This window comes from Vibrio sp. QJM3NY_26, assembly GCF_057786005.1.
In genome coordinates, this window is the sequence record NZ_CM173516.1 from 1,409,721 (window position 1) to 1,424,394 (window position 14,674).

The 14,674-nt window shown below is 43.8% G+C and carries 15 protein-coding genes; 10 read left to right on the forward strand and 5 right to left on the reverse strand.

Annotated elements, in window-relative coordinates; translation table 11 throughout:
- Positions 1-60: 60 nt before the first annotated feature.
- The 3 genes from AC3CH4_RS21520 to AC3CH4_RS21530 all read left to right on the forward strand — a co-directional run bounded on the left by AC3CH4_RS21520 (position 61) and on the right by AC3CH4_RS21530 (position 1,489).
- Positions 61-579, forward strand: a complete 519-nt coding sequence (locus AC3CH4_RS21520; RefSeq protein ID WP_488543784.1) for a GNAT family N-acetyltransferase — start codon at positions 61-63, stop codon at positions 577-579.
- A 44-nt stretch (positions 580-623) separates the two neighbouring features.
- A complete protein-coding gene (locus AC3CH4_RS21525; protein WP_488543785.1) occupies positions 624-911 on the forward strand; it encodes a YciI family protein in 288 nt (95 codons plus the stop codon).
- 101 nt (positions 912-1,012) lie between these two features.
- Positions 1,013-1,489, forward strand: a complete 477-nt coding sequence (locus AC3CH4_RS21530; RefSeq protein ID WP_488543786.1) for a GNAT family N-acetyltransferase — start codon at positions 1,013-1,015, stop codon at positions 1,487-1,489.
- Positions 1,490-1,592: 103 nt separating this feature from the next.
- Here AC3CH4_RS21530 and AC3CH4_RS21535 read toward each other — a convergent pair whose 3' ends face one another.
- Complete coding sequence (locus tag AC3CH4_RS21535; RefSeq protein ID WP_488543787.1) at positions 1,593-2,039, reverse strand: DUF417 family protein; 447 nt, start codon at positions 2,037-2,039, stop codon at positions 1,593-1,595.
- Between the two features lie 197 nt (positions 2,040-2,236).
- Between AC3CH4_RS21535 and AC3CH4_RS21540 the strand changes: the two genes are divergently transcribed.
- Both AC3CH4_RS21540 and AC3CH4_RS21545 read left to right on the forward strand, forming a co-directional pair.
- On the forward strand, positions 2,237-3,001 hold the full coding sequence (locus AC3CH4_RS21540) for a PhzF family phenazine biosynthesis protein (protein WP_488544345.1): 765 nt from the start codon (positions 2,237-2,239) through the stop codon (positions 2,999-3,001).
- A gap of 112 nt (positions 3,002-3,113) precedes the next feature.
- Positions 3,114-3,476, forward strand: coding sequence for a RidA family protein (locus AC3CH4_RS21545; RefSeq protein WP_060981198.1), 363 nt, complete (start codon positions 3,114-3,116; stop codon positions 3,474-3,476).
- A gap of 141 nt (positions 3,477-3,617) precedes the next feature.
- Here the strand turns inward: AC3CH4_RS21545 and AC3CH4_RS21550 are convergent, their stop codons facing one another.
- Together AC3CH4_RS21550 and AC3CH4_RS21555 are read right to left on the reverse strand one after the other, a co-directional pair.
- A complete protein-coding gene (locus AC3CH4_RS21550; RefSeq protein ID WP_017076096.1) occupies positions 3,618-5,204 on the reverse strand; it encodes a BCCT family transporter in 1,587 nt (528 codons plus the stop codon).
- Positions 5,204-5,611, reverse strand: coding sequence for a hypothetical protein (locus AC3CH4_RS21555; protein ID WP_488543788.1), 408 nt, complete (start codon positions 5,609-5,611; stop codon positions 5,204-5,206). The genes AC3CH4_RS21550 and AC3CH4_RS21555 overlap by 1 nt, the downstream gene beginning before the upstream one ends.
- Before the next feature lie 43 nt (positions 5,612-5,654).
- Here AC3CH4_RS21555 and AC3CH4_RS21560 point away from each other — a divergent pair, with 43 nt between their 5' ends.
- Both AC3CH4_RS21560 and AC3CH4_RS21565 read left to right on the forward strand, forming a co-directional pair.
- Positions 5,655-8,822 carry a chitinase C-terminal domain-containing protein gene (locus AC3CH4_RS21560; protein ID WP_372243700.1) on the forward strand — a complete coding sequence of 1,056 codons (3,168 nt, stop codon included), beginning with the start codon at positions 5,655-5,657 and terminating at the stop codon, positions 8,820-8,822.
- A gap of 295 nt (positions 8,823-9,117) precedes the next feature.
- Positions 9,118-10,581 carry a sensor domain-containing diguanylate cyclase gene (locus tag AC3CH4_RS21565; RefSeq protein ID WP_171329682.1) on the forward strand — a complete coding sequence of 488 codons (1,464 nt, stop codon included), beginning with the start codon at positions 9,118-9,120 and terminating at the stop codon, positions 10,579-10,581.
- A 135-nt stretch (positions 10,582-10,716) separates the two neighbouring features.
- Here AC3CH4_RS21565 and AC3CH4_RS21570 read toward each other — a convergent pair whose 3' ends face one another.
- Entirely contained in the window at positions 10,717-10,971 is a 255-nt protein-coding gene (locus AC3CH4_RS21570) for a YgjV family protein (protein ID WP_010430226.1), read from the reverse strand.
- Between the two features lie 268 nt (positions 10,972-11,239).
- Here AC3CH4_RS21570 and AC3CH4_RS21575 point away from each other — a divergent pair, with 268 nt between their 5' ends.
- The 3 genes from AC3CH4_RS21575 to AC3CH4_RS21585 all read left to right on the forward strand — a co-directional run bounded on the left by AC3CH4_RS21575 (position 11,240) and on the right by AC3CH4_RS21585 (position 13,651).
- On the forward strand, positions 11,240-11,830 hold the full coding sequence (locus AC3CH4_RS21575) for a DUF4136 domain-containing protein (protein ID WP_114635210.1): 591 nt from the start codon (positions 11,240-11,242) through the stop codon (positions 11,828-11,830).
- Between the two features lie 178 nt (positions 11,831-12,008).
- Positions 12,009-13,193, forward strand: a complete 1,185-nt coding sequence (locus AC3CH4_RS21580) for a D-alanyl-D-alanine carboxypeptidase family protein (protein WP_065206239.1) — start codon at positions 12,009-12,011, stop codon at positions 13,191-13,193.
- Between the two features lie 164 nt (positions 13,194-13,357).
- Complete coding sequence (locus AC3CH4_RS21585) at positions 13,358-13,651, forward strand: YkgJ family cysteine cluster protein (protein ID WP_017085602.1); 294 nt, start codon at positions 13,358-13,360, stop codon at positions 13,649-13,651.
- A gap of 82 nt (positions 13,652-13,733) precedes the next feature.
- Here the strand turns inward: AC3CH4_RS21585 and AC3CH4_RS21590 are convergent, their stop codons facing one another.
- On the reverse strand, positions 13,734-14,630 hold the full coding sequence (locus tag AC3CH4_RS21590) for a LysR family transcriptional regulator (RefSeq protein ID WP_488543789.1): 897 nt from the start codon (positions 14,628-14,630) through the stop codon (positions 13,734-13,736).
- Positions 14,631-14,674: the final 44 nt, after the last annotated feature.

The window sequence follows — 14,674 nt, forward strand, 5'->3', positions numbered from 1 at the left end:
AACTGGTTGTCTGCATGAATCGCAAGGCGTGGCGTTTAGATAAATGTTAGAGGGTTAATTATGGAAGTATTTTTACACTTACTTCATTCAAACGATGCCGGTGATCTATTGGAGTTTGAACTCGAAAACAGAGAGTGGTTTGAGGCATTTGTTCCGGCTCGGGATGATAGCTTCTATTCTAATGCGGGTGTTGCCGAGCAAGTTACAAACTTTCTAAGAGAGTATGACAATGGCGAGATGATCCCGATGTTGATAAAAGATGTCCATGGCACTATCTGCGGGAGAATCAACATACGTGATATCGACAAGAATGGTGAAAGTGGAGAGTTGGGATATCGTGTTGGGTACTCATTTGGTTCTAAAGGTATTGCGTCTAATGCGGTGAGGACGTTACTTATCTACTTGGCTGAGCACTCCTCCCTTAAATATGTTGATGCCTACGCGTTAGTGGGTAATGTCGGCTCAAATAAAATCTTATCCAATACAGGTTTTGAGTTAGTTGATCATGTAGAGAACTACGCTGTATTCAAAGGGAAAAATCAAGACGCCAATTACTACCGTAAAGCGTTATCTGTTTAAATTATTTTCTCAACATCACTCATATTCTGAAATAAGGAATTATTATGTTTATTGTTTCTCTCGAATACCAAGTGCCGCTGGAAGAGGTAGACCGCTTCATTCCTGAACACGTTAAATTTTTGAATGAGCAGTATGAATTGGGGTCTTTCCAGCTGTCCGGGCGTAAAAACCCTAGAACCGGTGGAGTTATCTTATCTACGCTTAGTAATAGAGAGCAACTAGATGCGATTCTTACTCAAGACCCATTTCATCGTGAAGGTATAGCCAAATACGAAGTCATCGAGATGTCACCAACGAAAGCTTCAAGAGAGTTTGAGTTTTTGATTGCATAGTCGTCTGATATCGGTAACTCCCTTTACGATCACTGAGATAATGAGTGATCGTAAAGATACGCTCACATGAATTGCAGAGTAAACAATATAGAGAACAGTTTATGAACATTGTGACAGTCTATAGTGGTAATCAGCAGGTATACGCGAATCTATATCAGGGTTATGCCGCCGAGTTTTCAAAGATCATCGGAGATAAACCAGACGAGTACGGTTTGTTTGAAATTTATCCGACGCTTGGTGATACCGTAACAGGTTACTTACTCTACATTGATGGTGTCCCTGCGGCGTTAACAGCCATTGAAACTAAAGCCCCAAACGAGTTTGAGATCTGCGATTTCTATGTCGTACCTTATTTTCGGAAAAACAAAGTAGGGAAACGGTTTATCTGTGAATTGTTTGAACATCTAAAAGGCAGTTGGGAAATCAAGCAAGTACTGGGCGCAGAGCACGCTGTTAAGTTCTGGAGAGAGGTTGTTAACGACTACACCTCAGGTAATTACGTGGAAGATCAATACCAGGACGAAAAATGGGGCTTGGTAACGAGACAATGCTTCAATCACGATACTAGTGCAGAGTAAAACTTTATACATTAGAAGCTGGCAGCGTCCTTCTAGCCAGCTTCGAGTCTTTTTGTTTCAGGTTTAAGGTTACTTCTAGTTACGGCCGCTTATAGATTTACGGTTACTTCTGAGGTTTGTTACGTTCGATTACGCTAATCGCGATCGCCAAAAATAGAATATCTTTCACTAGGAAGAAGTTAGTGACTAAGATGCCATCCGATACTTTCCAAGCATTTGGCGTTGTAATCAGGAAGCTGAGTGTCACAACAAAGATAGCCGCTGCTGCAATGCCTGAATAGAATGCGACTGTCGGCTTCTTAAATCCAACGATCAATCCAATCGCGACGATGATCTCTGCACCACCCACCATGTTAGACACAGCTTGCACTGAGAACAGATTGTAAAGCCAGTTCATTGCTGGGTGGTTTGTGATTAGGGGTTCTATAAGCATCGCTTCAGTTGGTGTAAATTTGTAAATACCAATCCAAGCTAGCACTAATGCTACGCCAATCACACCAAGGTTGTATCCGATATTACTCTGTTTTAAATCATAGGTTTGAACATGCATAAAAGTACTCCATTTAATAAAATCCCTGAATATGACCGCACTAGTGCAAAATTAATTTCGCTATGAGAGTATTAGTTTTCTGTATGAATCATAATGCTTGGCAACTTTTAGTGTTCTCTATGCTAATGATTTGTGTAAAGAAAAAGAAACTAGAGCTTTGAATGAGAGCTTTAGATGACAGAATAAGGAGATAGGTTATCAAAGCGCTTATATATGATGTATTTGGTGGGGAGTCAGCGAAAGGTAACCCTTGTGGGGTCGTAGAACTTGGCCAATGGTTAGCCGACTCGGAATTACTAGTAGTAACGCATCAACTCGCACAGCCAATCACTGCTTTCGTCGTGAAATCAGGGAATGATTTCGATATTCGTTGGTTCTCCTTAGATGGTGAAATAAACCTTTGTGGTCACGGCAGTTTGGCTGCAGGCACTAGTTTGATCGAAAAGTATAAGTTCAATGAGGTTACCTTAAATAGTGATTATGGACAGGTCGTGATTTCTAGAAAGGAAGGCTTGTCTCAAATAGAGTTGCCAAGCTGGAAGGGTAAACCTTACTCGCAGTTACACGATGTTCCTATTGATTTGGCGGCTTTAAATCAATCTGTTGTCGAAGCTTTTTCTGCAAGAGATTTAGTGCTGATTTTGGAATCAGAAGAAGCCGTAAAGAATTTTTCGCCTGACTTTGAATTGTATAAAAAAATTAAAGATCTGCATGCAGTGATGGTGACAGCCAAAAGCTCAGATGACAGTTATGTTCTGCGCTATTTTGCGCCGAAAATCGGTATTTCGGAGGATTTAGCAACAGGTTCGGCACAATGTTCACTGGCTCCATATTGGTTTGATAAGCTAGGGAAAGACAAGCTTTCAGTTCGCCAGCTTTCAAGCTCTGGTGGTTGTTTTGAAGTTGAGAGGAAGGCAGACTCTTCAATTGTGGTGTCGGCACGAGTTGAGCGCCGTCCATAACAGAATGATGATCTCACTGGAGAGATAGAGCCTTCTAATTTTTGTTTTCAATATTAGGAATTTGGATTAGATTACGCAGACGAAAATCCAAATTATAAGAAGAGAATTGCTCGTGAAAATCCATAGAATTAACCCGACCAAACGTTGGTCAGATGTAACTGTATTTAATGGCATCGCAAGTTTTGTTGAGGTACCAGAGACGGATACAACGGCAGGAATTAAGAGTCAGGTTCAGCAAATTTTTGATCAAGCTGAAGAAATGATGAGTTTAGTAGACAGTGACAAATCTCGCGTATTGTCGGTAACGATTTACTTAACAGATTTTGCCAATTTTGACGCGTTAAATGAAGTGTGGGAAGCGTGGTTCCCTGAAGGCTGCGCGCCAAGCCGTGCATGCGTGAAAGCTGAACTTGCTAACCCTGAGCTATTGGTTGAGATGTCATTCATGGTTGCTGCAGGTGAAAAGTTTCAATAAGCCGAAATATTGGTAGATACAATCGCTAGACATCAGTACTAATAAAGTCGACAGCGAACAGATAAAACAAAGCCACTCAGGTGAATTACTTGAGTGGCTTTTTAGTATTCTACGTTATCCGAAACTAAATCGGATTAGGCATTAAACGAGACCTTGATCTCTGGCCATCTGTTTCGCGATCTTCGGTGCGTGCCATAAACATGGTAACAAGATGAACGATACAGGAACGGCTGTTATCACAATGAACGACTGTAGGGCAGAGATGCCGCCTGCGCCCATTGAGATAAGTGCAATGGCTACTGCACCCATGATGATACCCCAGAAGGTACGTACGGCTGCATTAGGCTCTGTAGTGCCTGTCATTACCACACTGATGGTGTAAGTCATCGAGTCACCTGTTGTCACGATGAACGTGGTCGTCAGGATCAGGAATAGAATCGCAATCAAAGTAGGGAACGGCAGTTGAGCAGTAATTGCCAATAGCACAGCAGGAAGGTTAAAGCCTTCGAACGCGCTAGAAATTACGCCTGGGTTCTCTAATTCAAACGCTAAACCACTACCACCAACGATGCTGAACCAAAAACATGTTACTAGCGGTGCAACGATGCTGATAGAAACGATCATTTGGCGAATGGTACGGCCACGTGAAATACGAGCAATAAAGATTGCCATCATCGGACCATAACCTAAGAACCAACCCCAGAAGAATACCGTCCAACCACCTAGCCACGCTGTATCTTGGCGGTACAGTGCCATTGGGATGAAGTTATCGACCATTTCGCCCATACCTTGCAGGTAGCCATCAATAATGAAGCTTGTAGGGCCTACTAACAGAATATAGCCGATTAGGCACACTGATAAGATGATGTTGTAACGGCTTACCAGTTGGATGCCTTTGTTAACGCCACTCAATGCAGACAGCGTGTACATAGCAATAGCAAAAATGATCACGACGCTTTGCGTTGCGAATGTGTCTGAAATACCAAACAGTTCGCTCAGTGCGTAGCTGATTTGAAGACCAAGGAAGCCGATAGGACCGATAGTACCCGCAGCGACTGCAACGATGCTGCACGCGTCGACTACGTTGCCGATCCAGCTGTTGATTGCTTTGTCGCCAAGTACTGGGTAAAGAAGAGTACGAGGCTTAAGGGGAAGGCCTTTATCGTAATGCAGGTGCATTAACACGATGGAAGACAAACCGCCTAAGATTGCCCATGCAAGGAAACCCCAGTGCATGAAAGATTGTGATAGGGCGTTGAACGCCATCGCTTGTGGATCAGCGTTGCCATAAAGAGGCGGAGCTGAAACAAAGTGAGCAATAGGCTCTGCCGCTGCCCAGAACACACCACCGCCGGCTAGCAGCGTACATAGGACGATAGACATCCATTTAAAGGTGGTCATTTCAGGGAGGGCAAGCGTTCCTAAACGAACGTGGCCTGTGCGCCCTAGTGCAAGCACTAAGCCGATAATGAAGTTGAGTAGTAGTAGGACTTGCCAGAAAGCACCGAACCACTTAGTTGAGTAACTAAAGCCGATGTTAACAAGTTCGGACAACACGGAGGTGTTGGTGAAAGCAAGGACGACAAAGAGGGTTAAAAAACTCCCACTAAGCCAAAATACTGGGTTTCCGAGTTCCAGTTTTTCACCCAAAGATTGAGCTTTATTGAAATCGATAGAAGTAGCTTCTGCGTTGATGTTTTCGTTGGCGACTTGCGTCAAGTTGGACATTATTTCTTCGCTATATTTGGCTCTTTCAAGCCTATGTATTTCTCCCACACTTGCATAGAAGTGTGAGGTTCGTCAAAAAAGCCGCAGATACTAACACATTTGTTATCAAAAGGTGGGCGAATTCCAAAAAGAAAGCCAAATCGCCTGCAAATCCCCCCTTTTTGGTTAGTTTTGACGCGAATTTTTTCCCAACGCTGAGTCACATTTCTGATTTTTGAGACATTATTTTTTAGCTTTCCGAAATAAATTAATATTAGTTGTTGGTGCAAAATAAGTGTCGACTCATTGCATGCTATAAACAAATTAATGCGAGTCATTTTATAAATAGAGAATATTTTAGGTGTTAAATTTGCGTTGTTACCTACAGTTGTTTTGCGAAGAGATTTAAGTGGTGAGTAAAGTCTCATTTAAATTAAACATCTTGAAACAACAACTTAAGGGATAGCTAACATGCACCTAAACCAAGGAAGAGTGGCCAAGAAGGTTTTTACACTCAGTACTCTCACTGCGTCATGCTTGATGGCGTTCAACAGTTATGCGGCTGTTGATTGCTCAACGTTAGAAACGTGGGACTCTGCCACTGTTTATACCGGTGGTGATCAGGTTTCACATGACGGCAGCGCGTACTCAGCAAACTACTGGAATCAAAATAACAACCCAAGCCAATTTGAAGGTGATTACGCACAATGGAAGAAAGTCGATGTGTGTAGTGGTAATGGCGGTGGTGGTACACCAAACGAAGCACCAACGGCTTCATTAACAACGCCTACAGCATCAGATGTGATTGTTGAAGGCGACAATGTCGTATTAAGCGCAACAGCACTGGACGCTGATGGTAGTGTTGCTTCCGTAGAATTCTTTGTTGATGGTTCTTCGGTCGCGGTTGTGACAGCGGCACCATTTGAAGCAACGTGGGCTGCAACGTCGGGTAACCATCAGGTTTCTGTTGTCGCGACAGACAACGAAGGTGCGGCAAGCCTTGCTAGTGAAGTTTCAGTGGTTGTTGATTCAGCTATGCCAGGAAATGAAGCACCGACAGTTTCGGTTGCGCTTTCAGCAGCTTCGGTCGATGTTGGTGGTGTAGTAACGCTTACCGCAACAGCAGCAGACAGCGATGGCACGGTTGATAAAGTAGATTTCTATGTGGCAGGCGCTCTTATTGGAACAGCTGCAACTAACCCTTACACGCTTGATTACACAACCACTCAAGCGGGTTCTTTAGCGGTTTACGCAAAAGCGACTGACAATCAAGGCGCAACGACAGATTCAGCGCTGGCTTCTTTGACGGTGAATGGCACACCAACGGTGAGCACTTGTCGACCTGATGGCTTATATCAAACTCAAGGTGTCGATGTTCCTTACTGTACTATTTACGATGATGAAGGCCGTGAGAAAATGGGCGCGGATCACCCACGTCGTGTCATTGGTTACTTCACCAGCTGGCGTGCAGGGGACGACCCACAAGCTGCTTACCTAGTAAATGACATCCCTTGGGAACAACTCACACACATTAACTACGCTTTCGTGAGCATTGGCTCAGATGGCAAAGTAAACGTGGGTGATGTGAACGATCCGAATAACGCAGCGGTTGGTAAAGAGTGGCCGGGCGTTGAAGTTGATCCTACCTTAGGCTTCAAAGGTCACTTCGGTGCATTAGCGACCGCTAAGAAAAAACACGATGTTAAGACTTTAATCTCAATCGGTGGTTGGGCGGAAACGGGTGGTCACTTCGCCACTGACGGTAGCCGAGTGGCTGATGGTGGTTTCTACACAATGACGACCAACGCCGACGGTTCTATTAACCATCAAGGTATCGAAACATTCGCCACTTCCGCGGTTGAAATGCTTCGTAAATACCAATTCGATGGCTTAGATATCGATTACGAATACCCAACTTCTATGGCGGGTGCTGGTAATCCGTACGACAAAGACTTCATGGAGCCGCGTCGTCAATACCTGTGGGCTTCGTACCAAGTCTTGATGAAAGTGCTACGTGAGAAGCTTGATGCGGCGTCTGCGCAAGATGGAAACCACTACATGTTAACTATCGCGGCGCCTTCTTCTGGTTATCTGTTACGCGGTATGGAAACATTCGATGTAACTAAGTACCTCGATTACGTAAACATCATGTCTTATGACCTTCACGGTGCGTGGAACGATCACGTCGGTCATAACGCAGCCTTGTTCGATACAGGTAAAGATTCGGAATTAGCACAGTGGAACGTTTACGGCACTGCGGCTTACGGTGGTATCGGTTATCTGAACACGGATTGGGCTTACCATTACTTCCGTGGTTCTATGCCAGCAGGCCGTATTAACATCGGTGTGCCTTACTACACTCGTGGTTGGCAAGGTGTAACCGGAGGCGAAAATGGTCTTTGGGGCCGAGCAGCACTGCCAAACCAATCTGAATGTTCAGCGGGTACCGGTGAAGGCGAGAAAAACAACTGTGGCCATGGCGCAGTTGGTATCGACAATATGTGGCACGATACCGATCCAAAAGGCAACGAAATGGGCGCGGGTTCTAACCCTATGTGGCACGCGAAGAACCTAGAGAAAGGCATTTGGGGTTCTTATGCAGAGGCTTACAAGCTTGATCCTGTGAATGATCCGTCTGATGTTCTAACGGGAACTTACACGCGTAACTACGACAGCGTGGCGGTTGCTCCTTGGTTGTGGAACGCAGAGAAGGGCGTATTCCTTTCAACGGAAGATAAAGATTCTATCAACGTGAAAGCAGACTACGTTATCGACAAAGAGATCGGCGGTATCATGTTCTGGGAACTGGCAGGGGATTACAACTGTTATGTACTCGATGCAAGTGGCAACCGAACGTCTATCGATACGACAGAACAAGCGTGTAACAGCGGTAACGGTGAGTTCCACATGGGTAACACAATGACGAAAGCTATCTACGATAAGTTTAAGTCTGCAACTCCATATGGAAACAAGGTAGCGACGGGTGCTATCCCGACAGAAGCGTTAGATATTACGGTATCAGTTGGTGGCTTCAAAGTCGGTGACCAAAACTACCCAATCAATCCTAAGATCACGTTTACAAACAACACCGGTCAAGCACTTCCGGGTGGTACCGAGTTCCAATTCGATATCCCAGTGTCAGCGCCTGACAATGCAAAAGATCAATCGGGTGGTGGTTTAACGGTGATTGCTTCGGGTCATACTCGTGCGGATAATATTGGTGGATTAGATGGAACCATGCACCGAGTGGCGTTTACTTTGCCTACATGGGAAGAGCTTCCAGCTGGTGGTGTGTATGAGCTAGATATGGTGTATTACTTGCCAATCTCCGGCCCTGCTAACTATGCAGTAAGCGTGAACGGTATCGATTATGCCTTTAGCTTTGAGCAACCAGACCTACCATTAGGTGATATCAGTTCAGGTGGCGGTAACCCTGGCGATGGTGGAACAAACCCAGGTACATGTGATACAGCCGGTTTAGCGGTTTACCCAGACTTACCTCAGAAAGATTGGGCGGGTAACCCAAGCCATGCAAACACTGGCGACCAAGTGGTTCATAACGGTAGTATTTACCAAGCGAACTGGTGGACAAGTTCTGAACCGGGTAGCGATGGTAGCTGGACTCAGGTTTGTTCTTAATTTAATGCTAACTGATCCATTTATAGACAATAGGTTACGTTGATAGTCAGTAAATACGAATGCTTTTAAGTCTATTTATCAGGGTTTTAGTGTAATTTAAGTAATCAACTTCAACGTAAAATTAAAACGCCGAACTGAATCCAGTTCGGCGTTTTTGCTTTAAGTCACAGATTGCGTATAGAAACCCTTAAAAATATCGACACTCGTTCAGTAAAAAATAAAACCATGATATAAAACAGTCTGTATATAAGAGAAGTCACAGCGTTACCTAAAATTATAAATCTATGGGGTAATCTTGAAAGTCAGACGTAAATACATTCTTAGTTTTTCCATTGCGCTCGCCATTGTGTCGATGATTCTTTCGGCCTTTCAATTTAACCGAACTGAAAGGTCACTGTTGGAATCCAACCAGCTATTTTTTCGAACGATTGTCAATGCGAGTTACGATATTGTCGACACAACAGTTAATGAGGCGATAAAGACATATCTCAAAGGAATTACTGATACCGTTGCGTCCCATGTATGGCATGCCGCACCGGAACAAGAAATTGAACAAGTAAGCCAGATCGCCAGTGAACTGCACATTGGACAATCAGGTTATATCTATTTGATGTCACCGCAAGGTGTTCACCTCTACCATCCTTTCTTGCAAGGCAAGAAGCGCGGGCATCTTACTCATATCCAAAAACAACTCAGTATCGACTCTGGTATGATCGAATACTTTCACGCTAATCCTCATGAGATAAGTCGGCGTGCAAAAGTTGCCTATTCGATGAGGCTACCGAGTGGCAATACTTTGGTCGCGACGACCTATAAAGAAGAATTGATGTATTTGGTCGATCTTGAAGGCTTAAAAGATAAGCTGAGAAAGTACGCGTTCGGTGATAGCGGATATGTGTACATTATTGATCTTCAGGGTAACTTAGTGCTTCATCCTGATTATGAACACAAGTCATTGAAAGCCTTGATAGGCTACTCGTCCGAACTGCTAATTGATCGAATCGCAACCCAGCCAGAAGGTCACTTTAGCTACACGGTTTCCAGTGATAATGGCACGACCAACAAAAACGTCTTCTATAAGTTTTACCCCTATCTGAATTGGGTTATTTCCGCAGGTATCTTAGAGCAAGAGCTCAATCGAAATCACAGCCTACTATTCATTAGTTTGATGGCTTTGGTTGTGAGTTTGCTGAGTATTATTGTCGTGTTGGTGCTTTACCTGCGGCATCGTCATCTTAAAATCTTAGATGTTGCGAGCCTCGATTACCTTACTGGTCTTCCTAGTCGGCGGAGTTTTATCGAGCACTTAAAACTGAACGTTGCTCAAAGGTCGCCTTACCCGCTAACAAATGTCGGTGTCATTTTGCTTGATATTGACCATTTCAAACGGGTGAACGATCAATATGGTCATGCTCAAGGCGATAGGGTTATCTGTGAGGTCGCAAAATCGCTAAAGAGATTTGTTAATCGTCGTCGCTTGATTGCGCGCTATGGCGGTGAAGAGTTTATTTTGGTGACATTTGATTGTGATGAGCGTGAGTTATTCGAATTGTCTGAGGAACTAAGACGAAGTGTAGAGCAACTGCAAGGTTTGGTGTCACCTGTCACAATCAGTGCTGGCTGTTGTCACGATCGAGCGCTCACTGATATTGAAACAGCGATCGATAAAGCTGACAAAGCGCTTTATCAAGCAAAAGAGAGGGGACGTAACAACACTCAGACGTATCAAAAGAACGAATATCGCGTTGCTTATATGTGATCAGTTGAAAAAATCGATGTCTTCAAAGGCTGGAAAATTGGAAATCATGCTCTTGAGAGCGACAGACACAAAAAAGCCCAAATAGATCGCTCTACTTGGGCTTTTTCAGAAATATTTGAAATGCTAATCGCTAATTTAAGCTTTCGCTGCTTTCATCGCTTCCGTTTTTTTTTCCTTTTGCATTTTTGCAAGGAAGTAGATATTTACACAAGCGATGAAACCGTTGGTCGCGACCACTGGCCATGCGTCAATCATAACGCCGTATGCTGTAAAGAGAGTACAGCCAATAAAGTTAAGGACACGCAGACGAACGATATCTTTCATTGTTAATGAAATTGCGACCATAATAGATGCCGCGTAACCTAAAATTTCAACCATATTGAATTCCATTGTTTGACCCTCTTAAATTTGCCGATACTTTGTCGGTACCAATTCTTCTCTTCATGAGATGATTGAGGAAGCTCCGTGCCTCGAATGGTCTGGTTATGTTTAACGAGGTAGACTATACCAACTCTGTTTTTGTGATTAAACCCCCAAAACGGGCAGAAGTGAAGGTTAGCGATTACGCAAACGTTTAATGACCTTTCTATTAACATAATTACTATTTATGTTGGGAGGCTAATTGATATTTATTCTTATATAGGTAAGGAAGCCGCGAATGATAAAACGATCCATTTGTGCAACAAAAAGCATAAAAAAAGCAGCGTTATTGGCTTTGATAGCGATTGGACTGACAGCATGTACCACACAAGAAATGCCGCCAACGCACAATTATGGTGTGGTCACCAGTGGTGATTTTGAGTTCATGGAACACGGAGTAACGACGTATTCGTGGCACCCTGAATCAGAGCAGGTTTATCTTTCTCAAAAATACGATGAGACCGTAGTAACCGATCTAGTGCGTGATGCGATTGAAGATCAACTCGCTACGAAAGGTTATCAACTGAATCAAAATGGTGCAGTTGGTGATGTTGTTGTCGGTTTTGGACTGGCCGAAGAATCAGAGTTAAATGATGACTCGATTTTCGATGCGATTAAGCTTTCAACAGGGGTGCCATTTTATGATGGTGACGGAAAAGTCGCCGAGAAAGGATCGCTGTACATTGCTTTTTTCGTACCTAACTCTCAGGTCGTACAATGGCAAGCATTGGCACAGTCTGGCATTCAACCTGATTTAGAGCCAAGCGAGAGCAAACAGCGCATTACTGGCTTTGTTGAAATGTTATTTAGACGCATGCCTAAGCGATAGAATAAGGCGTTGGATGCATTCGTTGAGTCAATATTGGGTGTTGAAAATATGGTCAGATCGCAGATTATACTTTTTTATTTGTAACGAATGGTACAAATACGTAAAGCAACGTAAAGTTCGCGCTTCTTTTGCTAGCATTTGTCTATACTGCTCAAAACGTTAACTTAGGTTTGATTCAATGAAACTGTTTTCCAAATACTCTCTCCCTCTATTAAGTATATTCATTGTAAGTAACGCAGCGATGGTAAGTAATGCAGCTATCGCAGCACCTTCTATAGTACCAAGCCCACCTAGCCTAGGCGCAAAAGGGTATGTGTTAATTGATTTTAATTCTGGTGATGTGCTGGTAGAGAAAAACGCACACACTAAGTTAAACCCAGCGAGTTTGACTAAACTAATGACCAGCTATGTGGCTGGGCAAGAGATGAAGCGAGGCAACATCTCTGCTGACGATCAGGTACGAATCAGCGAGAACGCGTGGGCGAAGAACTTCCCTGACTCTTCAAAAATGTTCATCGAAGTGAACACCGATGTAGCAATGATGGACCTTTACCGCGGCTTGATTATTCAATCAGGTAACGATGCGAGTGTTGCGATTGCGGAACACGTTGCGGGCTCACAAGATGCATTTGTGGATCTTATGAACTCTTGGGCTTCGTCTCTGAAACTAGAAAACACCCATTTTGCGAACGCGCATGGTTTAGACGCTGACGATCTTTATTCGACTCCTTACGATATTGCATTACTAGGTCGTGCGATTATTCGTGATTTACCGGATGTTTATGGCTTATACAGCGAACGTTCGTTCAGTTACAACGGCATCACACAACACAACCGTAATGGCTTACTGCGTGATAGAAGCTTGACGGTTGATGGCATGAAAACGGGCTATACCTCTGGCGCTGGCTACAGTTTAGCGAGTTCGGCGACACAAGGAGAGATGAGACTTATCGCGGTTGTTATGGGCGCATCAAGCGTTAAGAGCCGTGAGTCAGACAGCAAACAGTTGTTGAGCTATGGCTTCCGCTTCTTCGATACTCTAAACCCACATCAAGGTGGAGATGAAGTCGCTGAAGAGAAGGTATGGTTTGGAGCCAAAGATACATTGAAGCTGGGTGTTGCAGAAGACACGTTTATCACACTGCCTAAGTCAGACAGTAAAAAGCTAACGGCATCGATTGAGCTTGATTCTGAGTTGAAGGCACCGATTGCAGAAGGTCAAACTCTAGGTGTGGTTCATTACACCGTTGATGGTGAAGATGTTCAAACTCAGCCATTGATTGCGCTAGAGGCTGTTGAACAAGGTGGAATATTCAAACGTCTGATGGATTACATTAAGTTGTTTTTCGCGAGCCTATTCTAATTAGAATCTTTACCGAGCTAAAAAATAAATGAATGGGTGTTGTGAGTGAATCATAGCGCCCATTGTTATTTCTACATCCATGAAAACACCGTCATCTACTTTCTTTATTAGCCGTAGCGGACGGTTTCGATTACTATACGCAAAATTTAGCAGTGTAGTCACTTATGACCATAGAGATAAAGAACGTAACCGAACCTGAAGTAACTTGTGCCAATTGTCAGGCATGCTGTTGTCGTTTAGAGGTTATGATCATCACAGATACCGGCGTTCCTGAAGAGCATATTGCTTATGACGAGTGGGGCGGCGAGACCATGCTGAGATTAGACGATGGCTGGTGTTCGGCAGTTGATCGAGAAACACTGATGTGTACTATTTACGAAAACCGACCTTGGATCTGCCGTGAGTTCGAAATGGGCTCTTTTGAATGCGTTGAGCAACGTACCGATGTGATGGGCTAAGTAGCATCTTAATGTTTGATTGGTCGTTTATAGAGGCTTGATGAGTTATTGATCGATTGGTTGATTGATTTCTGGTTGAGCTCTAACTGTTTGTGGAACTTAAACACTCCGCAATAAAATCAATAAATACTCGAATTCGTTGGGGCAAATAATCGCTTGCATGGTACACCGCGTACATAGGCAAGTAGTCATTGCTCCAATCTTCTAATAACTGCGTTAATTCCCCATTCTCTACAAATTTTTTGCCCATCCAATCCGGTAAAGCAACCACACCTAAACCTTGTCTAGCCATTTTAAGTAACATTTCTGGACTGTCTGAGGTGAAAATTTGGTTTACTTTCACACTGCTGAATTGGCGGTTTTTATCCGTAAAGCGCCACTCGTTAGCGGGGCTCATTAGTGAATAAGTTAAGCACTTATGCTGGCTAAGATCTTGCGGATGTTTAGGTTTTCCGTGATTTTTTAAGTAATCGGGCGATGCAAAGTAGTGAACTCTATTGTTGAAAAGAAAGCGAGCTTTTAACCCTGAGTCTTCAAGTTGTGATGCTCGAATGGCGACATCTATATTGTGTTCATTGAGGTTAACAATACGGTCGTCGACACTCAGGTTAATGCGGATACCTGGGTGCTGTTCAATGAAAGCTTGAAGCGGCTCACTGAGTAACATCGATGAAAAGGCACTTGGCGCAGATATCTTGAGCTCGCCTTCTACGGATTCTGTCTCACGCTTGAGCTTGCTTTCTATGGCAGACATCTCTTCGAGCAAACGGGAGCAATATTCTAGGTAGTCTTTCCCTGCATGAGTGAGCGATATCTTGCGGCTGTTTCGTTGAAACAGAGTCATCCCCAAGTCACTTTCCAACCATGCGATCTTCTTACTAACCGCACCCTGTGTCATGTTGAACTTATTGGCGGTTGCGGTGAAGCTATTCAGTTGCGCGGTTTCCACAAAGATACGAATACACTCAATCTTATCCATCTTACTCACCTTGTGTTTATCTATTCCAATTTGGAATCTTTACT